Genomic DNA, 21,840 nt, shown 5'->3' with positions numbered 1-21,840 from the left:
GAGGTCCGTCTTGAATCTGCACCTGCCCGCCGATTTCCTGTGGGGTGCGGCCACCGCCGCGTACCAGGTGGAAGGCGCCGTCGACGCCGACGGCCGTCTCCCGTCCATCTGGGACGACTTCGTCCGGGTCCCGGGTGCCGTCCTGAACGGTGACACCGCCGACGTCGCGTGCGACCACTACCGGCGCTGGCCGGAGGATCTCGCCATCATGAAGCAACTGGGCCTCGACGCCTACCGCTTCTCCGTCGCTTGGCCGCGGGTGATCCCGACCGGTCGCGGCACGGTCAACGCGGCCGGCCTCGACTTCTACGACCGGCTGGTCGACGCGTTGCTCGAAGCCGGGATCCGGCCGTTCGCCACGTTGTTCCACTGGGATCTGCCCTCGGCGCTGACAGGCGGCTGGCCGGAGCGCGACACGGCCTACGCGTACGCCGATTACGCCGCCGTCGTCGCGGCTCGGCTGGGAGACCGGGTCGCGGACTGGAACACCGTCAACGAACCCCTGTGCTCGGCTTGGCTCGGCTATCTCGAAGGCCGGTTCGCCCCTGGCGTCAAAGACCTCAAGCAGGCCATCGACGCGTCGCACCATCTCCTGCTCGCGCACGGCCTCGGCGTGCAGGCGATCACAGCCAACGCCGCGCGGGCCGCCAACGTCGGCCTGGTCGTCAACCTCAGCGGGATCGAGCCCGCGTCGGACTCGGCCGCGGACGTCGAGGCGGCGAAGCGGATGGACGGGCACGTCAACCGCTGGTGGCTCGACCCGTCGAACGGTCGCGGCTACCCGGCGGACATGATCGAGGTCTACGGCGTCGAACCACCCGTGGTCGGGAACGACCTGGAGGTGATCTCGACGCCGGTCGGCTTCCACGGGCTGAACTACTACTTCCGGCAGATCGTCGAGGACGATCCGGGCGGTCCCGCGCCCCGTGCCCGGCAGGTGCCGGTCGAAGGCGCGGCGACCACGGCGATGGGCTGGGAGATCCACGGACAGGGGCTCGCGGACCTGATCCACCGGCTCGCCAACGAGTACGGCGCCCGCGCCATCTACGTCACCGAGAGCGGAGCGGCCTTCGACGACAAGGTCGGCGAGGACGGTTCGATCCACGACGCCGACCGCATCGCCTACCTGGAGGAACACCTGGGCGCGGTGGCCGGGGCCGCTGAAGCCGGGGCTCCGGTGAAGGGCTACTTCGCCTGGTCTCTGCTCGACAACTTCGAATGGGACAGCGGGCTGAGCAAACGGTTCGGGCTCGTGCGGGTCGACTACGACACTCAGGTCCGCACGGTCAAGGCGAGCGGTCACCGGTACGCGGAGATCATCGCGGAACACCGGAAACGCTGAGGGGTTTCGGTATGTCATGAAAGGGTCGTTCAGGACATATTTCGTCCTGAACGACCCTTTCATGACATATGGGCCCCGGGCGGGCGGGCGCCAAGCTCCGTTGATGGTTGCGAAAGCCACTTTCGCAACCATCAACGTTGCGAAAGTGGCTTTCGCGGCGTGGCCTCCCGTCGGGGCTGAGCCGGTAAGCGGTTCGTGCGGGCGGATGGACCGAGGGGTCCGGATTCGTCGCGCGGTACGAACGGACGCCCGTCGAAACCTCCTAGGGTCGCCATGAACGAGGCGATCCTAGGAGGCGAAGTATGCGGACACTCTTGCGCGGCGGTCGTGTCATCGATCCGGCGACGGGCTTCGACGGTACGGCCGACGTGCTGGTATCCGACGGGGTGGTCACCGCCGTCGGGGAGGGTTTGACCGCCGAGCCGGGCGACGCGGAGATCGACGTCCGCGGGCTCGTCGTCGGACCGGGTTTCATCGACCTGCACAGCCACGTGCACACCATCGCCGGCCAGCGGCTGCAGGCGATGGACGGGGTGACGACCGCACTCGACCTCGAAGCCGGTTTGATGCCGATCGAGCGAGCGTATGCCGAGGCGGCCGCGGCGGGACGGCCGCTGCACTACGGATTCTCCGCGTCCTGGGGAGCCGCGCGGGCGCAGGTGCTCGCCGGGATCGAGCCGGACGCGAACATCGACAGCGGCTTGGCGGTCCTCGGAAACCCTGTCTGGCAAAGGACGTCGTCACCGAAGGAGCTCGCCGCGTGGCTGTCCCTTGTGGACGGTGAGCTGGCCGCCGGCGCGCTCGGCGTCGGCGTGCTCCTCGGCTACGCGCCCGACACCGACCCCGGTGAGTTCCTCGCGTTGGCCCGGCTGGCGAAGGAGGCCGGGGCGCCGACCTACACCCACGTCCGTGAACTGGTCGAGGTGAATCCGGAGACGCCCATCGACGGCTCGGCGGAGATCGCGATCGTCGCGGCCGAGACCGGCGCGGCGATGCACCACTGCCACGTGAACAGCACCTCCGGTCACCAGATCGAGCGGGTGCTCGCGGCGCTCGAAGCCGGCCGCGCGGCCGGTTCGCGGGTGACGGTCGAGGCCTATCCGTACGGGGCGGGCAGCACGGGGATCGGCGCGGCGTTCCTGTCGCCCGAACGCCTGAAGATGAAGGGCCTCTCGCCGTCCAGCGTGATCATGCTGGAGTCGGGGGAGCGGATCGCCGACGAAGGCCGTCTGCTTCAGGTGCGTGCCGAGGATCCCGGCGCGCCGTGCATCCTGGAATTCCTCGACGAGAGCAGCCCGCACGACCTCGGCCTGCTGCGCCAGGCGCTCGCGTTCCCGGACGCCATCGTCGCCAGCGACGCGCTGCCCGTGTACTGGAAGAACGGCACGAGCGAGAGCACCGAATGGCCGTTGCCGCCCGGCGGGGCGACGCATCCGCGCACGTCCGGGACGTACAGCAAGACGTTGCGGCTCATGGTGCGGGAGAGCAAGGCCTGGACTTGGCTGGAGGCGTTCCGGCGCTGCTCCTACCTTCCGGCGCGCGTGCTCGACGAGGTCGCTCCCAGTGCGGTGGCGAAGGGACGGCTGAACGTCGGAGCCGACGCCGACATCGTCGTCCTCGACCCGGAAACCATCACCGACGCGGCGACCTATTTCGACTCGACCAGGCCTTCCGTCGGTGTCCGGCACCTGTTCGTTTCGGGGGTTCCGGTCGTCACCGACGGGAATCTGCGCACGGACGCGTTCCCCGGCAAGCCGCTGCGAGGTGAACCGCGATGAGCGACCTGATCGCCGACATCGAGACGCTCGTGCGCTGCGAGTCGCCGTCGTCGGATCACGACGCGGTGGCTCGCAGCGCCGAAGTGGTGGCCGAGGTCGGCCTGAGGCTGCTCGGTGTGGAACCCGAGCGGATCGTCGTGGACGGAGTCACCCATCTCCGCTGGCGATTCGGTGGCGGTCCCCCTCGGGTGCTGCTGCTCGGTCACCACGACACGGTGTGGCCCCACGGTTCGCTGGAGACGCATCCGTTCTCGGTGCGGGACGGGGTGCTGCGCGGGCCCGGCTGCTTCGACATGAAGGCGGGCGTCGTGATGGCGCTGCACGCCGCGGCGAAAGTGGCCGACTGCGCTGGACTGTCCATTTTGGTCACCGGCGACGAGGAGATCGGCTCTCCCTCGTCCCGCGCGCTGATCGAGGAGACCGCGGCGGGCTGTGACGCGGCGTTCGTGCTGGAGGCTTCGGCCGACGGCGGCGCGCTGAAATGCCGCCGCAAAGGTGTTTCCCACTACCGGGTCGAGGTCGTCGGCCGCGCCGCGCACGCCGGGCTCGAACCGGAGAAGGGCGTCAACGCGGGAATCGAGATCTCCCACCAGATCCTCGCAGTGGCCGCGCTCGCGGACCCCGTGGCCGGGACGAGCGTGACACCCACCGTCGTCTCGGCGGGAACGACCGTCAACACCGTGCCTGCCGCCGCGAGTGTGGCCGTCGACGTCCGCGTCTGGGACGAGGCCGAGCAACTCCGCGTCGACCGGGCCATGCGGGCACTCCCTCCGGTACTGGAAGGAGCCGAGGTCCTGGTGACCGGCGGAATCAACCGGCCGCCGCTCGAAGCGGGCTCGTCGGCCGGATTGTTCGCGCTGGCCCAGGACCTGGCGGGCGAACTCGGCCTCGGGGAACTGACCTCGGCGTCGGTCGGTGGCGCCTCGGACGGCAATTACACCGCGGGCATCGGGATTCCCACTCTGGACGGTCTGGGCGCCGTCGGGGGCGGGGCGCACGCGGATCACGAACACGTCGTCGTCGCGGAACTGCCGCGCCGCACCGCTTTGCTGGCCGCGCTCGTGGAGAACGTGCTCGCGAAACGGGATCCGTCCGGTGCGACGAATCGCGCGGGCGAATCTGGTACGGCACGACGGTGACTCGGCCGTCGTGCGGGGAAAGGATTGTCCCGTGACGAATCTTGCGACGAACGCGGAAAGCCTCGCGTCGGCGGGGGTGCGCGACGAAGCCGTCGCGGCCGCGCGGGCCGCGGCCGCGGCTTCGGGCGTCGAAATCCGCGAACTCACCGAAATCGCCGAGCTGGCCGCGGTGGTCGGCCTGTTCGAGTCGATCTGGCGATCGGCACCCGGCGCGCGGCCGGTGAGCACGGAACTGCTCCGCGCGATGTCCAGCGCGGGCAACTATGTCGCGGGCGCCTTCGAGAACGGTGAACTCCTGGGGGCCTGTTTCGGGTTCTTCGGGAATCCCGGAAAGGCGAGCCTGCACAGCCACATCGCCGGTGTCGCCAAGGCGGGGGTGGGCCGCGGGATCGGGCACGCGCTCAAACTGCACCAGCGCGGGTGGGCGCTGCTCCAGGACGTCTCGGTGATCACCTGGACGTTCGACCCGCTGGTGCGCCGCAACGCCTATTTCAACCTGGGGAAACTCGGCGCGCGCCCGATCGGCTACCTGCCCGATTTCTACGGTCCGATGGAGGACAGCATCAATGGCTCGGGCGACACCGACCGGCTGATGGTCGGGTGGGACCTCGAAAGTCCGGAGGTCCGTGCCGCCGCGTTCGGAGAACCCGTCCTCATCGACGCGGAAGCGCTGGGCGCGGCGAAGGCGCTCACGGTCGACTCCGACGGCGGTCCGAGTATCGGATCGGCCGACGCGCCGACCGTGCTCGTCGCCGTCCCGCCCGACATCGAACGGTTACGCCGCACCGACCCCGGGCGCGGCACCGCGTGGCGCGCCGCCCTGCGTGAAGTCCTCGGTGGACTGATGGCGGACAACGCCCAGGTCACCGGTTTCGATCGTGCCGGCTGGTACGTGATCTCGAAGGAGCAGTCGTGAAACTCAGCGGTGTGGAACTGCGCCGGATCCGGATGCCGCTCGTGGCTCCGTTCCGGACGTCGTTCGGAACGCAGTCCGAACGGGAACTGCTGCTCGTCCGCGCGGTGACCCCGGCGGGTGAGGGCTGGGGCGAATGCGTCGCGATGGAGGCGCCGCTCTACTCGTCGGAGTACAACGACGCCGCCGAGCATGTGCTGCGCACCCATCTGATCCCCGCCCTGCTGGCCGCGGAGGACGTGACCGCGCACAAGGTGACGCCGTTGCTGGCGAAGTTCAAAGGACACCGGATGGCGAAGGGGGCGCTGGAAATGGCGGTCCTCGATGCCGAACTCCGCGCGCACGAACGGTCCTTCGCGGCCGAGCTCGGGTCCACACGCGACTCCGTGGCCTGCGGGGTCTCGGTCGGGATCATGGATTCGATCCCGCAGCTGCTCGACGTCGTCGGCGGCTACCTCGACGAGGGCTATGTCCGGATCAAACTGAAGATCGAGCCGGGCTGGGACGTCGAGCCGGTCCGTCAGGTCCGTGAGCGCTTCGGCGACGACGTGCTGCTCCAGGTCGACGCGAACACCGCGTACACCCTGGGCGACGCGCCCCTGCTGTCCAGGCTCGACCCGTTCGGCCTGCTGCTGATCGAGCAGCCGCTCGAAGAGGAGGATGTGCTCGGCCACGCCGAACTGGCCAAGCGGATCCGGACGCCCATCTGTCTCGACGAGTCGATCGTCTCGGCCAAGGCCGCCGCGGACGCGATCAAGCTGGGCGCGTGCCAGATCGTCAACATCAAACCGGGCCGCGTCGGCGGTTACCTCGAAGCCCGCCGGGTGCACGACGTCTGCGCGGCGCACGGCGTGGCGGTGTGGTGCGGCGGGATGATCGAGACCGGACTCGGCCGCGCGGCCAACGTCGCGCTGGCTTCGCTGCCCGGTTTCACGCTGCCGGGTGACACCTCTGCCTCCGGCCGGTTCTACCGCACCGACATCACCGAGCCGTTCGTGCTGGATGCCGGGCAGCTGCCGGTGCCGACCGGGCCAGGGCTCGGCGTGACTCCGATTCCCGCCATCCTGGACGAGGTCACCACGGAGAAAACGTGGATCGGTTCGTAGCGCGCCACGAAATCCGGGGTTAGATTTGGTCGGATCGAACCAGTCGGTTCGGTGAGACCGGGTTTAACTTCGGGGGGTGCTGACACCGGTGCCCAGCAAGCCGCATACGAGCTTGGGACGCGTCCTCGAAGACCTCGGGGACGTGCTCCTGGAGCCGGTCGCGGTCGGCCGGACCACCCGCAAGCAGCTCGGCGGGGTGGTCATCCACGATCCGCACGACGAATCCGAAATCCCTGGCGGGGCCGTCGTGCTCGGCGTCGGGGTGCGGGATCAGGACGAGGTCGTCCGCCTCTTGCACGACGTGGGTGCGAGAGGCGCGGCGGCACTCGTCGTCCGGTCTCCCGTCACCCCGGCGCCGGAACTCCGGCGTGCCGCGGACTCGTCCGGGGTCGCCCTCCTCGGCCTCGCGCGCGGCGCGTCCTGGACGCAGCTCGCCGCCATGCTCCGGACCTTGCTGGCCGAAGAGGACGTCGGCGAGGTCTCGCCCCAGACGCTCGGCGGAATGCCGTCGGGTGATCTCTTCGCGCTGGCCAACGCGATCGCCGCGCTCATCGACGCGCCGGTGACCATCGAGGACCGCAGCAACCGGATCCTCGCGTTCTCCGGGCGCCAGGACGAAGCGGACCCCTCCCGGGTCGAGACCATCCTCGGCCGCCAGGTGCCGGAGCGGTTCGCCCGCGGCCTGGAACGGGACGGCGTCTTCGAGCGGCTGTACCGCGACCACACGCCGGTCTACGTCGATCCGCAGCGGTACGACGACAACGAGATCGCGATCCCGCGGGTGGCGTTCGCCGTCCGCGCCGGTGACGAGGTGCTCGGGTCGATCTGGGCCGCGGTGCGGGAACCGCTCAGCGAAGAGCGGACGCAGGCGCTGATCGACGCCGCCAAACTCGTCGCGCTGCACCTGCTCCGGCTGCGTGCGGGCGCCGACGTCGAACGACGGCTGCGCGCGGACCTGGTGAGCACGGCGCTCGAAGGCGGCGCCGGCGCGCCGGAGGCGATCGCCCGGCTCGGCCTGCTCGGCCAGCCGTCGATCGTGCTCGCCATGGGCCTGCTCGGCGCACCCGATCCCGAGGACGATCTGAGGCTGGTCGCGGACCGTCAGCGGGTCGCCGACGCGCTGGCCATGCATCTGAGCGCCGTCCAGCCCCGTTCGGCCGTCGCGCTGGTCGGCGACGTCGCCTACGGCATCCTCCCGATGCCCGGTGGGCACGCCGACTGCCAGGAGCGTTCGGCGCGGGTCGCGTCGACCTTCCTGGAGCGCACGGGACGCCGTGCGGCGGCCGCGATCGGCATCGGACCGCTCGCGCTCGACGCGTCCGGCCTGCACGCCTCCCGCGACGGCGCGGACCGGGCGTTGCGGGTGCTGCTCACCAACGGCGGCGCCAAACGCGTCGCCACCGCGGACGACGTCCACGTCGACGCGCTCATGCTCGATCTGGCCGACCTCGCCGCGGCCAGGGGAGACGTCGCGACAGGACCTGTCGCGCGGTTGCTCGCCTACGACGCGCAGCACCAGTCACAACTGGTGCACACCCTTCGATGCTGGCTCGACGCCTTCGGTGACATCGGAGCCGCGTCCGCGTCGGCCTACGTCCATCCGAACACCTTCCGCTACCGGCTGCGGCGTCTCGCCGAGGTCGGCGAAATCGACCTCGACGACGCGGGGGAGCGGTTCGCCGCGATGCTGCAGTTGCGGCTGCTGCCCCGTGACGCGCGGACCGGACCGCCGGGCGCCGAAGACTGACGTTGGTCTTCCGGCCCGAAACGACGGCCGATGTTCGTGTGATCGCACGAACTCCGCCCGCCGGCCGCGTTTCAGAATGAGTGATCGGCGCCACGCTCGCGTCGTTCTCCTTCTCTCCCAAAGTTTCCGCGGAGGCGCCATGACGGCAGTGGTCAATGAGGACACCTGGACAGCACGGCGGATCAACCGGACGGCGCTCATCACGATGGTGGTGATGGTGTTCGCCTGGGCGGTCGACTACATCGACCGGTTCTCGATCGGGATGGCGCTGCCGATGATCGGCGCCGAGTTCGAGCTCAGCAAGACCGAACAGGGCTGGCTCGTCACCGTGTTCGCGCTGGTGTACATGGTCTGCCAGATCCCGGCGGGCTTCCTCGCCGACCGATACGGCTCGCGGGGGCCGATGCTGGTCACGCTGCTGCTGTGGTCGGCGTTCACCGCGATGACCGGGATGGCGGGCACCTTCGGCATGCTGCTCGTCGTCCGTGGCCTTTTCGGTGTGTGCCAAGGACTTTTCCCGGCCGCCTCGTTCAAGGCCATCGCCGAACGGACCACCCCCGGCAACCGTGCGACGGTGACCGGCGTGATGCTGTCCGCCGGGGGCATCGGTGCCGGACTGGCGCCGCTGATCGTCGGCCCGCTGCTGATGGCGGTCGGCTGGCGGCACACGTTCTTCTGGATGGCGGGTGTCGGCGCGATCATCGGCGTGGTCGTCTGGACGCTGCTTCCCAAGGCACTGCCCGAAAGGCTGAGCAGCCTTCCGCGCGACGAGGCGAAGACCCCGGAGGTCTCCCGCAAACAGGTGCTGAAGTCCTTTGTGGTCTGGAAGTTCACGCTGTTGTTCTGCGCCACCAACATGCTGAACTACGGCCTGATCACCTGGGTGCCCAGCTACCTGCTCGAGGCACGGGGACTGACGCTGAACCAGACCGGTGTGCTCGCGGCGATCCCGATGCTGGTCAGCATCGGCACCACCATCCTCGGCGGCTGGCTGTTCGACCGCTACTTCCACGACCACGGCCGGTGGTACCTCAGCTCGATCGCGCTGGTGACCGTGGTGCTGCTGATCCTGATGGTGTCCGCGGAGACCACGGCGGAGTTCACCCTGTACGAGACGCTCGCGCTCGCGGTGTTCGGCATGGCGACGATGGCGGTCTTCGGACTGCCACTGCGCGTGCTGCCCACAGCGGTCACCGGGATCGGTATGGGAGTGATGAACTTCGGCGGCCAGGTGGCGGGAGCGGTCGCGCCGGTGGCCATGGGGTGGCTCGCCGACGCCTTCTCGTACACCGCGGCGTTCGGTTTCCTCATCGGCACGACGTTCCTCACCGCCGTGATGGCGTTCTGGGTACCGCAGAACCCGGCGCAGTTCACGTTCTCCCCGGCGAGTCCCAGCTCGGCGTCGTGAGTGTGCCGGATCGCTGAACCCATCCGACGGTGTTGCGAAAGCCACTTTCGCAACCTTCAACGTTGCGAAAGTGGCTTTCGCAACACCCTCCCGGGTCCCAACCTCACTCACGACCCCAACGCAGACAAGGAGTTCCATGGCCACCGCGTCCCAAGTCACCGAAACGATCACCGAGCGCGCGAAGGAGGTCGGCGTCCGGGTCCGGCTGCACGCGGCCGAAATCGACGGCACCCGGCGGATCGGCGTCGACGAACACGCCCCGGTCGTCACGGCGTCGGTCTTCAAGGTCCCGATCGCATTGGAACTGGCGAAGCAGGGGGCCGAGGGCGGGCTCGACCTCGGCGAGCGGATCACCGTCCCGCCGGGGCATCCCACACCCAGCCCGTACGGCCTGGCCACGTTCCGGCACGAGATCACGATGTCCTGGTACGACCTCGCGATCCTGATGATCGGGATCAGCGACAACGTCGCCACCGACCTGATCCTCGATCGCGTCGGCAAGGAAGCGACGGAGAAGACGTTGCGAGACCTCGGTTTCGAACACACCACCGTTTCGCAGGACTGCGGTGAGGTGCTCGGCGGTATCGGGGAAGACCTCGGAATCTCCTACGAGGACGACGAAAGACTGCTGACCGAGCTCCCGATCGAGCGGATCAAGTCGTTGCGCGCCTTGCAACCGGAGCACAGTTGCGCCACGACCGCGGAGGAGATCACCCGGCTGCTCGGGCTCATCTGGCGCGACGAGGCGGCGGCTCCGGCGGCGTGCGCGGACGTCCGGCGCTGGATGGACCTCCAGGTGTGGCCGCACCGGCTGCGGTCCGGGTTCCCGGACGACGGGATCCGCGTCGCCGGCAAGACCGGGACCCTGCCGTCGGTGCGCAACGAGGTCGGCGTGGTCGAGTACCCGGATGGCGGCCGTTACGCGGTAGGGATTTTCACCGACGCGGTCGACGGGCGGTCGCGGGTGCCGGAGCGGGACGCGTTCATCGGGTTCGCCGCGGCACAGGCCGTCGAATGGCTCAGGCTTCCCGAGGCCGACCGCGAATGATTCGTCCGCCCGGATGAATTTTCCCGCCGCTCTCGTCGTTCCGCACGAACCGGTGACGCCCGTCACCGGCCTAGCATTCCGGGAACCGCCGGACCACCCTTTCCACGGACAAGAGGTGCGCATGTCGAAACTTTCCGAAATCGATACCTGGCTCGCGGAGAACTTTTCCGCCCTTCTGGAGAAGCATCAGGTGCCCGGTGCCGCCGTCGCGGTCTTCGCGAACGGCGAGGTGATCGATCACGCGGCCGGCGTGCTGAACAAGAACACGGACGTCGAGTCCACAGTGGACTCCGTATTCCAGATCGGGTCGATCACCAAGGTGTGGACGACCACCCTGGCGATGCAGCTCGTCGACGAAGACAGGCTCGACCTCGACAAGCCGGTCCGCGACTACCTTCCCGAGTTCACCCTCGCGGACGACGACGCGGCGTCGCGGATCACGGTGCGGCAGCTGACCTGTCACACCTCCGGATTCGAAGGCGACATCTTCACCGACACCGGGCAGGGCGACGACTGCGTCGCGAAGCTCGTGGCAACGCTTTCCGACGTGCCCCAGCTGTTCCAGCCGGGGGAGATGTTCTCCTACAACAACGCCGGGTACTGCGTGCTCGGCAGGATCGTCGAGGTCCTGCGCGGCAAGTCCTACGACGACTGCCTGCGCGACCATCTCTTCACGCCGCTCGGCCTCACCCACGCCGCGGCCGGGCCGTACGACGCGATCCGGTACCGCGCGGCGATCGGGCACCTCCAGCCGAAGCCGGACGACGAGCCGGTGGCCGCGCCCGCCTGGGCGTTGACGCGGTCCAACGTGCCGGCGGGTTCGCATCTGGCGATGCGCCCGCGCGACCTGCTGACCTTCGTGCGCATGCACCTCGACGAAGGCCGCGCGGACGACGGCACCCAGGTCCTGAAGCCCGAAACCGCCCGCGCCATGTGGGAACGCCAGGTCGAACTGCCCTACCTCGGCCTGATGGGCGGGGCGTGGGGACTCGGCTGGATGATCTTCGACTGGGACGGCGGCCCGGTGATCGGCCACGACGGCGGCACCATCGGCCAGTCCGCGTTCCTGCGCGTGGTGCCGGGCAGCAACGTCGCGGTGGCCCTGCTGACCAACGGCGGCAAACCGTTGCACCTCTACCTGGACGTCTTCCGGAAGGTACTGGGCGACCTCGCCGGTGTCGAGGTTCCGTCGCTGCCGGAGCCGAATGCCGCGGAGGCCCCGTCGGACCCGTCGCGGTACGTGGGCGAGTACTCGTCGCAGGTGGCGGACATCGTCGTCACGCAGGACGAAGAGGGCTGCCTGTGGCTGGAACGCACGATGAAGGGCATGTTCGCCGACCTCGGCTCGGCGCCGGAGAAGAGCAGGCTGCTGGGCTACAAGGGCGACACCCTGGTCGCCGAGCACGACGGCCTCGGCCTGCACATGCCGCACGCGTTCGTCGGTGACGACGGCACCGGCCGCGCGTTGTTCGTCCACACGGGACGAGCCGACCGCCGGGTGGCCGGGTGACGGCGATCGCCGACGAGATCGAGGCCGTCTTCGCCAAGGCGGGGGCGCGCGGATTCGTGCACGCGCGCGAGATCGGCGTCCCCGACGGTCCCGAAGCCGGTGTCGGCGCGGACGATCCGGTCGTGCTGGCGTCCGTGTTCAAGATCCCGGTGGCGGTCGCCTTCGCCCGTGAAGTGGCGGCCGGGCGGATCGACGAGACCGAGCGGACCCGCGTCACCGCGCGGTACCGGATCGGCGGGATCGGGACCGCCGGCTGCGCGGACGACGTCGAGATGAGCTGGCGCGACCTGGCGCGTTTCATGCTGACGATGAGCGACAACGCCGCGACCGACGTCGTCTATCACCGGGTCGGGCAGGAGGCCGTCGACCGGGTGCTCACCGACCTTGGCCTCGCCCGGACGCGGCTGGTCGGCTGCTGTGAAGACCTGTTCGCCTCGGTGATCGCCGATCTCGGCGCGAAACCGGACGACGACCTGGAAGCCGTCTTCGCCGCGGCGACCGAAGAACAGATGCGGAAGCTCTCGGTGCTCGACCCGGAACGCACGACGTCGTCGACGCCGAGGGAGATCACCGCGTTGCTCGACGCGATCTGGACCGACCGCGCGGGCGACCCGGCCGCCTGCGAACGCGTGCGGACGATCATGGCGCAGCAGATCTGGCCGCACCGGATCTCGTCCGGTTTCCCCGCGGGTGTCGCGATCGCGGCCAAGACCGGGACGCTCCCCGCCGTCCGCAACGAAGCGGGTGTGGTGACCCATGTGGACGGTCGCCGGTACGCCGTCGCGGTGTTCACCCGCGCCGATTCCCTCGCCGACCGCCAGCCCGCGGTCGACTCCGCCCTCGGCGAGGCCGCCCGCCTCGCCGTCGATCACCTCCGTGCGCAGACCGTCGGGTCGTGAGTGATTCGGGTCGTTAGCACGGCCCAAATCACTCACGACCCCTGGCACCGTCGACCGCCCCTCACCTCACGCGATGAAGGGCGCTTCACCCGCGTCGCATGCGGTGAAAGTCCCCTTCAGCCACCCCACGACCAGAAGTACTCAAGACGCGAACCAACGACTCGGGACAGTAGGAGAAACCGCATGAAGAAAGCCCGGCTCACCGCCGCGATCACGAGCGTGGTGGCCTTGACCGTGAGCGCGTGCGGGGGGACGTCGCAATCCGGGCAGGACCGGACCGCGAACCAGAAATTGACCGAGGGCAAGACCTTCACGATGGCGATCGGCACCGATCCGGGAGCGCTGGACCCGGCGATGACCGTGCTCTCGGTCGCGCTCGACATCGGGCGCTACCTCTACGACAGCCTGATCAACCTCGACGAGGCGGGCAAGCCGATCGCCGGTCTCGCCGAGAAGTGGGAGGCCACCACGACCACGGCCTCCTTCACCCTGCGGAACGGGATCACCTGCGACGACGGCACTCCGCTGACCGCGAGCGACGTCGCCGCGAACGTCAACTTCGTCGGCGATCCCGCCAACAAGTCGCCGATGTCCGGTCTCACCGTCGCGCCGGGGACCAAGGCGACCGCCGACGACGCGGCACGGAAGATCACGCTCACCAGCGGTGCGCCGGACGCGTTCCTGCTGCGCAACGTCGGCGGCCTGCCGATCGTGTGCGGCAAGGGCGTGACCGACCGGCAGGCGCTCGCCAAGGGCAAGTACGGCACCGGCATGTTCACCATGACCGAGATCGTGCCGAACGACCACTACACCCTCACCCGGCGCAAGGATTACGCGTGGGGGCCGGGGGACTGGCAGCGTGAGCAGCCAGGACTGCCGGAGAAGGTGACCTTCCGGGTCATCCAGAACATGACGACCGCCGCGAACCTGCTGCTGTCCGGTGAGCTCAACGGCGCCCGGATCACCGGCCAGGACCAGCAGCGGCTGCGTGCCCAGAAGCTGTTCCACGGCGAGCAGGTCGTGCCGATGGGCGAGATGTTCTTCAACCAGGCGCCCGGCCGGGCGGGCGGCGACCAGGCCGTGCGCCGCGGGCTGGTGCAGGCACTCGACCTCGCCCAGATCGGCAAGGTGCTCACCAGCGGCTCCGGGGCGCCCAGCCAGGGAATGGTCACCACCGAACCCAGGGCGTGCGCCGGGGACGCGGTGGCGGGCAAGCTCCCCGCGTTCGACGTCGCCGCCGCGAAGTCGGCCCTCGACGCGGCCGGCTGGAAGCCGGGAGCGGACGGGGTGCGGGTCAAGGACGGCAAACGGCTCGCGCTGACCGCCATCTACGGCACGCAACTCGGGCCGACGATGGCGCCCGCCGCGGAACTGATGCAGCAGTCGTGGAAGGCCGTCGGCGCCGACGTGACGCTCAAGGGTCTCGACAGCCCTGGGACCAGCCAGGTGCTTTTCAACACCGGTGAGTGGGACATCTCGCTGGCACCGGTGACCTTGCTGCTGCCGAGCCAGGTCGGCCCGTTCGTCTCGGGACCGAAACCGCCGGCGGGCACGAACTTCGCCCACATCGAGAACGAGAAGTACACATCGCAGGCCGCGCAGGCGGCGCAGATGTCCGGTGAGTCGGGCTGCGCGACCTGGCTCGCGGCGGAACAGGCGCTCATCGAGCGGCTGGACGTCGTGCCGTACGTCAACTCGGTCATCCCGACCTTCGGCAGCAACGCGCGGTTCAAGGTCATCTTCGGTTCGGTCGAGCCCTCGTCGATCCGGATGTACAGCTGATGGCCGTCGCGGTCGCCCCGGCCGGATTGCGCGGCAGCCCGTGGCTGTCGTTCGCGGTGCGCCGCCTCGGCCGGTTCGCGATTTCGTTGTGGGTCCTGATCACGACGGCGTTCCTGATGATCCAGCTGATCCCCGGTGACCCGGTCCGCGCGGCGCTCGGACTGACCGCGCCGGTCGAGCTGGTGAACGCGCGGCGGGCGGCGCTCGGCCTCGACGATCCACTGTGGCTGCAGTACGTCCACTACCTCGGCGGACTGGTCACCGGTGACTTCGGGACGTCGATGACGAGCGGGCAGCCGGTCTCCGAGGTGATCGGCGACCGGCTGCCCGCCACCCTCGAACTGGCGTTGCCCGCCTTCGCGGTGGTCATCGCGGTCGCGATCCCGCTGGGCCTGCTGTTCGCCGTGCTGACCCGCGGTGGACGACGGCGGGGCGGCGAGCTGGCGTTCACCTCGACGACCGTGCTGCTCGCGGCCATCCCGGAGTTCCTGCTCGCCGTGGCCCTGGTGGCGTTCTTCTCGGTCCAGCTCGGCTGGTTCCCGGTCGCGGGGAACGCGGACGCGAGTTCGTTCGTGCTCCCCGTCATCGCGTTGGCGCTCGGCCCGGCGTCGGTACTCGCTCGCATCGTCCGGGTGGAGACGCTTTCCGTGCTGGGCAACGACTTCATCCGCACCGCGCGGGCGAAGCGGCTGCCCGCGCGGCTGGTCTACCTGCGGCACGCCTTGCCGAACGCGTTGACCGCGACGCTCACCATGGGCGGGCTGATGCTGACCGGCATGGTCGCCGGGACGGTGCTGGTGGAGAACGTCTTCGCCTGGCCGGGTCTCGGCTCCACCATCGCCCAGTCGATCCTGCAGAAGGACTATCCGCTGGTGCAGGGGATCGTGCTCGTCTACGGCATCGGGGTGCTGCTGGTGAATCTGACGGTGGACGTGCTGCTGGCCGTCCTCGATCCGCGTTCGACGATCCGGGAGAACTGAGATGGCGAAATGGTTCGCGGCCCTCCGCACCCCGGTGGGCGGGTTCGCGGCGGCCCTGCTGACGCTGGTGCTCGCGCTCGCGGTGTTCGCCCCGATCCTGTGGCACGACAACGCTTTCGCGATCGACACGAACGCCATCGGGCAGGGACCGTCGGCGGCGCATTGGCTCGGTACCGACGACCTCGGCCGCGACATCCTCTTCCGCGTCCTGGTCGCGACCCGGCTTTCGGTCCTGCTCGCGGTGCTCGCGACGGTGATCGGAGTGGTGACCGGGCTTGTGCTCGGCACGTTGCCCTCGCTGCTGCCGCGTCCCGCGGCACGGCTCGTGACGTCGGCGGTGAACATCGCGGTCGCGTTCCCCGGGCTGTTGCTGGTGTTGTTCTTCTCGGTCATCTTCGGGGTCGGGACGCACGGCGCGGTGTTCGCGGTCGGGTTCGCGCTGGCGCCGGCGTTCGCGCGGCTCGCGCAGACACTGTCGGCCTCCGTCGCGGGGCAGGACTTCGTGTCCGCCGCCCGGATCTCCGGGGTCGGCCGGATGCGGTTGCTGCTCCGGCACATCCTCCCCAACATCGGCGAACCGCTGGTGGTGAACGCGACCATCGGCGCGGGTGCCTCCCTGCTGGCGTTCTCCGGGCTGTCGTTCCTCGGCATCGGCGTGCAGGCACCGGATTACGACTGGGGTCGGCTGCTCGGCGAAGGGCTCAACGGGATCTACGTCAACCCGGCGGCCGCGCTCGCGCCTGGTGTGGCCGTGGTGCTGGCCGGGCTCGCGTTCAACCTGGTCGGTGAGACCGTCGCCGGGGTGATCGGCGTCCGCACGGGGCTGCGCAAGCTCGCGCCGCGGCCGGTCACACCCGCCAGGGAGGCCGCCGCCGACGCCCGCGACGACGCGGTGCTGGTGGTGGAGAACCTCCAGGTGGCGTTCCCGCGTCCGGCGGGCTGGACCGTTCCGGTGCGCGGGGTGAGCTTCACCGTCCGCGCGGGCGAGGCGATCGGGGTCGTCGGTGAGTCGGGCTCGGGCAAGAGCCTGACCGGGCTGGCGGCGTCACGGCTGGTCGAAGCGCCAGCCGTGGTCACCGCGGACAAGCTCGAATTCGCCGGGAAACCGGTGCTGACGACGCCGGAACGGGAGTTGCGCGGGTTGCTCGGCACCTCGCTGGCGATGGTGTTCCAGGATCCGATGACGTCGTTCAACCCGACCAGGCGGATCGGCCGTCAACTGGCCGAAGTCGCCGAGCAGCACCAGGGACTTCCGCGTGCCAAGGCCTTCGAGCGGGCCGTTGACCGGTTGCGCGCGGTGCGGATCCCCGCCGCCGAGCGCCGCGCGCGGCAGTATCCGCACGAGTTCTCCGGCGGGATGCGGCAGCGCGCGATGATCGGCATGGGCCTGATGGGCGACCCGAAGCTCATCATCGCCGACGAGCCGACCACCGCACTCGACGTCACCGTGCAGCGGCAGTTGCTGCGTCTCCTGGCGCGGACCAGGGCCGAGCGGGACACGGCGATCATCCTGATCAGCCACGACATCGCGGTCGTTTCTCAGACGTGCGAACGGATGTTGGTCATGTACGCGGGCCGGGTGGTGGAGGATCTGCCGTCCGCCGCGACGCCGCGGCATCCCTACACACGGGCCCTGATGGCCGCGACGCTCGACCTCGAAACCGATCGTGAGGCTCCGCTGGCGGTGATCCCCGGTCGCCCACCGGAGCCGGATCGCGTGCCCAACGGCTGCGCTTTCGCCGACCGGTGTCCGGCGGCGACCGACCGCTGCCGTCTCGAAGACCCGGCGTTGGAGCGCGTGGACGCCGAGCATCGCGTCGCCTGCTGGTATCCCGCGCCGCTTTCCCCGCCCGCCAAGGAAACCGTGACCGCCGGAGGTGCGGAGTGAGCGATCTCGTGTTCGACGCGGTGAGCGTGCGGTACGGCGGCAGGCGCGGACTCACCGCCGTCGACCGGGTCGGCCTGACCGTCCCTTCCGGACAGGTCGTCGGGCTCGTCGGTGAATCGGGCTCCGGGAAATCGACGCTGGCCCGTGCCGCCGTCGGGCTCTCGCCGATCAGTGCCGGACGCGTCCTGCTGGGCGGCGTGGACGTGCGCAAGCTGCCCCGGCGTCCTCCCTTGCAGATGGTGTTCCAGGATCCGTATTCCTCATTGGACCCCCGGATGAGCATCGGGGAGTCGATCACCGAGGCGATCCCGCGCGGCGTCTTGCCCGGCCGCGCCGCGCGCCGGGACGAGGTCGCGCGGCTCCTGGAACTGGTCAATCTCGACCCCGAGCGGGCGGCCCACCTGCCGGGGCAGCTTTCCGGCGGCCAGCGGCAGCGCGTGGCGCTCGCCCGCGGGCTGGCCGGACGGCCCGAGGTGCTGATCGCCGACGAGATCACCTCCGCGCTGGACGTTTCGGTGCAGGGCGCGGTGCTGAACCTCGTCCGGTCCGTGCAACGGCGGCTGGGCCTGTCGATGCTGTTCATCTCGCACAACCTCGCGGTGATCCGCTATCTCAGTGACATCGTCGCCGTGATGTACCTCGGCCGGATCGTCGAGGTCGGCCCGGCCGAACAGGTGCTCACCGATCCGCAGCACCCGTACACCCGTGACCTGCTGGCAGCGGCGCCGTCGGCGACCGGCTCGCTGCTCGACCTGGGTGACGCGAGCGAGACCGCCGACGCCGAACCCGCCGACCCGCACCATCCACCGTCCGGGTGCCGCTACCACACCCGCTGTCCGGTCGGCCCGCTCGTGCGGACCGGCCGCGAGCTCTGCCTCGAGGCGGACCCCGCCGATGACGCGGCACACCGACGTCATTCGGCGTCCTGCCACTTCAGCGAAAACGAGAGCCACCCGCTCACGATCTCCAGAGGAGCAAGCGCATCATGACCCGACGTCTCGGTCTCGACGACCTGTACGACATCGCCGTCCCCAGCCAGCCTTCGCTTTGCCCGGACGGCGACCGGATCGTCTACGTCCTGCGCACCGCCGACCGCGACGAGGACCGGACCGTGTACACGCTCTGGGAGGTCGGCGCGACCGGCGGTGAAGCGCGGCAGCTCACGCGCGGAACCGCCGACATGGCACCGAAATGGGCGCCGGACGGCACGCGGATCGCGTTCCTCCGCGCCCAGGACGGACCGCCGCAGGTGTGGTTCCTGCCGTCGTCGGGCGGGGAGGCCGAGCGGATCACCGAACTCCCGCTGGGTGCGGGCGCCCCGGTCTGGAGCCCGGACGGCGCCAAGATCGCGTTCTCGGCCGCGGTCGACCTGGCTGGCGGGGAACTCGCGCCCAACGCCCCGGTGGTGGCCGACCGGCTGGACTTCAAGGCCGACGGCGCCGGACTGATCAAGACCATCCGCAAGCATCTGCATGTCCTCGACGTCGCCACCCGGGAAGTCCGGCAGGTGACCTTCGGCGATTGGCACGCCGGCGAGCCGGCCTGGTCGCCCGACGGAACCCGGCTGGCCTTCTCCGCCGGGCGTGACGGTGACGCGGATCTGACGTTCCGTTCCGGTGCCTACGTGCTCGACGTGACCACGAAGACCTCCGAACCGCGGCTGATCGGCTCGGGCGAAGGGATGGCGGGCACGGTCGGCTGGACCGCCGACGGAACCGCGCTGCTGGTGGTCGGCAGGCCCGATACCGAGGTCGGGCACCTGGGGCTGTGGCGGGTACCGCTGGACGGCGGCGAGCCAAGCGATCTGGCCGCCGCGCTGGACCGCAACGTGATGTCCGGCGGCCCCGGCTATCCGGGAGCCCTGCCGCAGGTGACCGAGGACGGAGCCGTGCTGTTCGGCGTCCGGGACCGCGGGTGCACCCATCTGTACAAAGTGGACGCTACGGGTGGGGAGCCGCGTCCGGTGCTGGCCGGCGCGGACCGCGTCGTGTCCGGAATGGACATCGCGGGCGGCAGGGTCGTGGTCGTCCTGGCCACGGGCACGTCGTTCGGCGAAGTCACCGTCGTAGACCCGGCCACCGGCGCGGTCGACGTGCGGACGAAGCACGGCGAGTCCGACATCGAGCTTTTCCGTCACGAGGAACGGGAATTCACCATCGGCGACGGCACGGTCGTCCACGGCTGGCTGCTGCGGGACCCGTCACGAACGGGTGCGGCGCCACTGTTGCTCGACATCCACGGCGGACCGCACAATGCCTGGAACGGCGCGGCCGACTCGATCCACCTCTATCACCAGGAACTCGTGACACGCGGCTGGGCGGTGCTGCTGCTCAACCCGCGCGGCAGCGACGGCTACGGCGAGGACTTCTACACCGGCGCCGTCGGCGCGTGGGGGGTCGCCGACGCGGCCGACTTCCTCGAACCCCTCGACCAGTTGGTCGCCGAAGGGGTCGCCGACGCGGACCGGCTCGCCGTGGCGGGCTACAGCTACGGCGGGTTCATGACGTGCTATCTGACCAGCCGCGACGACCGCTTCGCCGCCGCTGTCGCCGGCGGTGTGGTCAGCGACCTCACCAGCATGGGAGGCACGTCCGACGCCGGGCACTACCTGGCCGTCGGCGAGCTCGGCGGTCCGGCCTGGGACAAGGCGAACGAGCGCTTCTCGCCGTTCGCCCGCGTCGCCGACGTGCGGACGCCGACGCTCGTCGTCCAAGGCGCGAACGACGACCGGTGCCCGGTCGGTCAGGCCGAGCAGTGGTTCGGCGCTCTGCGCGCCCGAGGTGTCCCGTCGCGGCTGGTGCTGTACCCGGACGCCTCGCACCTGTTCATCCTCGACGGGCCGCCCTCGCAGCGCGTCGACTTCAACCGGCGCGTTCTCGAGTGGGTCGAGCAGTACGCCGCGCCCGCGGACGGGGTGTCGCGGGTGCCGATCGAAGCGGCGCACTGGCGGCGACGGCTGGCCGAACTCGCGCGCAAGCACCGCGTCCCCGGTGCCGCGCTGGGCATTACGCGGGTCGGCGACGACGCCGAAGTCTTGGCCTCCTACGGCGTGCTGAACACGAAGACCGGGGTCGAGGTCACCGAGGACTCGGTGTTCCAGATCGGTTCGATCTCCAAGGTGTGGACCGCGACCGTGGTCATGCAACTGGTCGACGACGGCCTTCTCGACCTCGACGCGCCGATCGCCGACGTCGTCCCCGAGCTGCGGCTCGCCGATCCGGACGTCGCCAAGCAGGTGACCATGCGGCATCTGCTGACGCACACCAGCGGGATCGACGGGGACGTCTTCACCGACACCGGCCGAGGCGACGACTGCCTCGAACGCTATGTCGAAATCCTCGACCAGGCCGCGCAGAACCACCCGCTCGGCGAGACGTTCTCCTACTGCAACTCGGGTTTCGTGCTCATGGGCCGGGTGATCGAGAAGCTCACCGGGCAGACCTGGGACGCCGCGATGCGGGAGAAACTGTTCGCGCCGCTCGGTCTCACCCACACCGTGACGCTGCCCGAGGAAGCGCTGCTGCTCCGTGCCGCCGTCGGGCACGTCGGTGGCGCCGACGAAGACCCGAAGCCCGCGCCGGTCTGGGGATTACCGCGGAACATGGGCCCGGCGGGCCTGATCACCGCCACCACCAAGGACGTGCTCGGCTTCGCGCGGCTGCATCTGACCGGCGGGCTCACCCCGTCCGGCGAGCGGATCCTGACCACGGCGTCCGCCACCATGATGGCCGAGAAGCACGCCGATCTCCCCGACAAGCACTCGCTCGGTGACTCCTGGGGCCTCGGCTGGATCCGTGACGAGTGGAGCGGACAGCGGGTCATCGGCCACGATGGCAACACGATCGGGCAGTCCGCGTTCCTGCGGCTGCTGCCCGACCAGGGGCTCGCTGTCACGTTGCTCACCAACGGCGGCAACACGCGCGACCTGTTCGAGGAGCTGTACCGGGAGATCTTCGCCGAACTGGCGGATGTGGCGATGCCGCGGCCGCTGACGCCGCCCTCGCCTCCGGTCACCGTCGACGGTTCGAGGCACGTCGGCGTCTACGAGCGGGCCGGGGTGCTGATGGAGGTACTGTCCGAAAAGGACGGACTCCGGCTGCGGCAGACCGCCACGGGCCCGCTGGCCGAGCTGATGCCGGAGAAGACGATGGAGTTCGACCTCGTCCCGGTGACCGACTCGCTCTACGTCTGCCGTGAACCGGGCGCGCAGACCTGGATGCCGGTCACGTTCTACACGTTGCCGACCGGTGAGCCGTACATGCACCACGGCGTGCGCGCGACGCCGAAGGTGTCCTGAAAG

15 protein-coding genes are annotated in these 21,840 nt (G+C 69.8%); all 15 read left to right on the top strand.

Features of this window, described 5'->3' with window-relative positions; all coding sequences use genetic code 11:
• Positions 1-10: 10 nt before the first annotated feature.
• The 15 genes from ACSMFO_RS04520 to ACSMFO_RS04450 all read left to right on the top strand — a co-directional run bounded on the left by ACSMFO_RS04520 (position 11) and on the right by ACSMFO_RS04450 (position 21,837).
• Positions 11-1,342 carry a GH1 family beta-glucosidase gene (locus tag ACSMFO_RS04520; RefSeq protein WP_073843487.1) on the top strand — a complete coding sequence of 444 codons (1,332 nt, stop codon included), beginning with the start codon at positions 11-13 and terminating at the stop codon, positions 1,340-1,342.
• A 302-nt stretch (positions 1,343-1,644) separates the two neighbouring features.
• The gene (locus ACSMFO_RS04515; protein WP_436457034.1) at positions 1,645-3,120 is read left to right on the top strand and encodes an amidohydrolase family protein; all 1,476 of its coding nucleotides are present in this window, start codon (positions 1,645-1,647) and stop codon (positions 3,118-3,120) included.
• The gene (locus ACSMFO_RS04510; RefSeq protein ID WP_436457033.1) at positions 3,117-4,259 is read left to right on the top strand and encodes a M20 family metallopeptidase; all 1,143 of its coding nucleotides are present in this window, start codon (positions 3,117-3,119) and stop codon (positions 4,257-4,259) included. Before ACSMFO_RS04515 ends, ACSMFO_RS04510 begins: the two co-directional genes overlap by 4 nt.
• Positions 4,260-4,290: 31 nt before the next feature.
• Positions 4,291-5,175 carry a GNAT family N-acetyltransferase gene (locus ACSMFO_RS04505; protein WP_436457032.1) on the top strand — a complete coding sequence of 295 codons (885 nt, stop codon included), beginning with the start codon at positions 4,291-4,293 and terminating at the stop codon, positions 5,173-5,175.
• Positions 5,172-6,278 carry an o-succinylbenzoate synthase gene (gene menC, locus ACSMFO_RS04500; RefSeq protein ID WP_038512963.1) on the top strand — a complete coding sequence of 369 codons (1,107 nt, stop codon included), beginning with the start codon at positions 5,172-5,174 and terminating at the stop codon, positions 6,276-6,278. Before ACSMFO_RS04505 ends, menC begins: the two co-directional genes overlap by 4 nt.
• A gap of 76 nt (positions 6,279-6,354) precedes the next feature.
• Positions 6,355-8,025: a PucR family transcriptional regulator gene (locus ACSMFO_RS04495; RefSeq protein ID WP_436457031.1), complete on the top strand. Its 1,671-nt coding sequence runs from the start codon at positions 6,355-6,357 to the stop codon at positions 8,023-8,025.
• A gap of 139 nt (positions 8,026-8,164) precedes the next feature.
• On the top strand, positions 8,165-9,433 hold the full coding sequence (locus ACSMFO_RS04490) for an MFS transporter (protein ID WP_436457030.1): 1,269 nt from the start codon (positions 8,165-8,167) through the stop codon (positions 9,431-9,433).
• A gap of 136 nt (positions 9,434-9,569) precedes the next feature.
• A complete protein-coding gene (locus ACSMFO_RS04485) occupies positions 9,570-10,481 on the top strand; it encodes a serine hydrolase (RefSeq protein WP_436457029.1) in 912 nt (303 codons plus the stop codon).
• Positions 10,482-10,602: 121 nt separating this feature from the next.
• The gene (locus ACSMFO_RS04480) at positions 10,603-11,991 is read left to right on the top strand and encodes a serine hydrolase domain-containing protein (RefSeq protein WP_436457028.1); all 1,389 of its coding nucleotides are present in this window, start codon (positions 10,603-10,605) and stop codon (positions 11,989-11,991) included.
• A complete protein-coding gene (locus tag ACSMFO_RS04475) occupies positions 11,988-12,890 on the top strand; it encodes a serine hydrolase (protein ID WP_436457027.1) in 903 nt (300 codons plus the stop codon). The genes ACSMFO_RS04480 and ACSMFO_RS04475 overlap by 4 nt, the downstream gene beginning before the upstream one ends.
• Before the next feature lie 183 nt (positions 12,891-13,073).
• On the top strand, positions 13,074-14,672 hold the full coding sequence (locus ACSMFO_RS04470; protein WP_436457026.1) for an ABC transporter substrate-binding protein: 1,599 nt from the start codon (positions 13,074-13,076) through the stop codon (positions 14,670-14,672).
• Positions 14,672-15,652: an ABC transporter permease gene (locus ACSMFO_RS04465; protein WP_436457025.1), complete on the top strand. Its 981-nt coding sequence runs from the start codon at positions 14,672-14,674 to the stop codon at positions 15,650-15,652. The genes ACSMFO_RS04470 and ACSMFO_RS04465 overlap by 1 nt, the downstream gene beginning before the upstream one ends.
• Before the next feature lies 1 nt (position 15,653).
• Positions 15,654-17,540: a dipeptide/oligopeptide/nickel ABC transporter permease/ATP-binding protein gene (locus ACSMFO_RS04460; protein WP_436457024.1), complete on the top strand. Its 1,887-nt coding sequence runs from the start codon at positions 15,654-15,656 to the stop codon at positions 17,538-17,540.
• Complete coding sequence (locus ACSMFO_RS04455; protein ID WP_436457023.1) at positions 17,537-18,529, top strand: ABC transporter ATP-binding protein; 993 nt, start codon at positions 17,537-17,539, stop codon at positions 18,527-18,529. Before ACSMFO_RS04460 ends, ACSMFO_RS04455 begins: the two co-directional genes overlap by 4 nt.
• Positions 18,526-21,837 carry a serine hydrolase gene (locus tag ACSMFO_RS04450; RefSeq protein ID WP_436457022.1) on the top strand — a complete coding sequence of 1,104 codons (3,312 nt, stop codon included), beginning with the start codon at positions 18,526-18,528 and terminating at the stop codon, positions 21,835-21,837. Before ACSMFO_RS04455 ends, ACSMFO_RS04450 begins: the two co-directional genes overlap by 4 nt.
• Positions 21,838-21,840 lie beyond the last annotated feature (3 nt).

The organism is Amycolatopsis sp. w19 (assembly GCF_051373225.1).
In the GTDB taxonomy this organism is placed as follows: Bacteria; Actinomycetota; Actinomycetes; order Mycobacteriales; family Pseudonocardiaceae; genus Amycolatopsis; species Amycolatopsis japonica.
This window is presented reverse-complemented; position numbering and strand designations above follow the sequence as displayed.

Coding starts and splice junctions, on each gene's coding strand:
- ACSMFO_RS04515 (WP_436457034.1), top strand. CDS start 1,645: ATGCGGACACTCTTGCGCGGCGGTCGTGTCATCGATCCGGCGACGGGC.
- ACSMFO_RS04510 (WP_436457033.1), top strand. CDS start 3,117: ATGAGCGACCTGATCGCCGACATCGAGACGCTCGTGCGCTGCGAGTCG.
- ACSMFO_RS04490 (WP_436457030.1), top strand. CDS start 8,165: ATGACGGCAGTGGTCAATGAGGACACCTGGACAGCACGGCGGATCAAC.
- ACSMFO_RS04485 (WP_436457029.1), top strand. CDS start 9,570: ATGGCCACCGCGTCCCAAGTCACCGAAACGATCACCGAGCGCGCGAAG.
- ACSMFO_RS04480 (WP_436457028.1), top strand. CDS start 10,603: ATGTCGAAACTTTCCGAAATCGATACCTGGCTCGCGGAGAACTTTTCC.
- ACSMFO_RS04470 (WP_436457026.1), top strand. CDS start 13,074: ATGAAGAAAGCCCGGCTCACCGCCGCGATCACGAGCGTGGTGGCCTTG.
- ACSMFO_RS04465 (WP_436457025.1), top strand. CDS start 14,672: ATGGCCGTCGCGGTCGCCCCGGCCGGATTGCGCGGCAGCCCGTGGCTG.
- ACSMFO_RS04460 (WP_436457024.1), top strand. CDS start 15,654: ATGGCGAAATGGTTCGCGGCCCTCCGCACCCCGGTGGGCGGGTTCGCG.
- ACSMFO_RS04450 (WP_436457022.1), top strand. CDS start 18,526: ATGACCCGACGTCTCGGTCTCGACGACCTGTACGACATCGCCGTCCCC.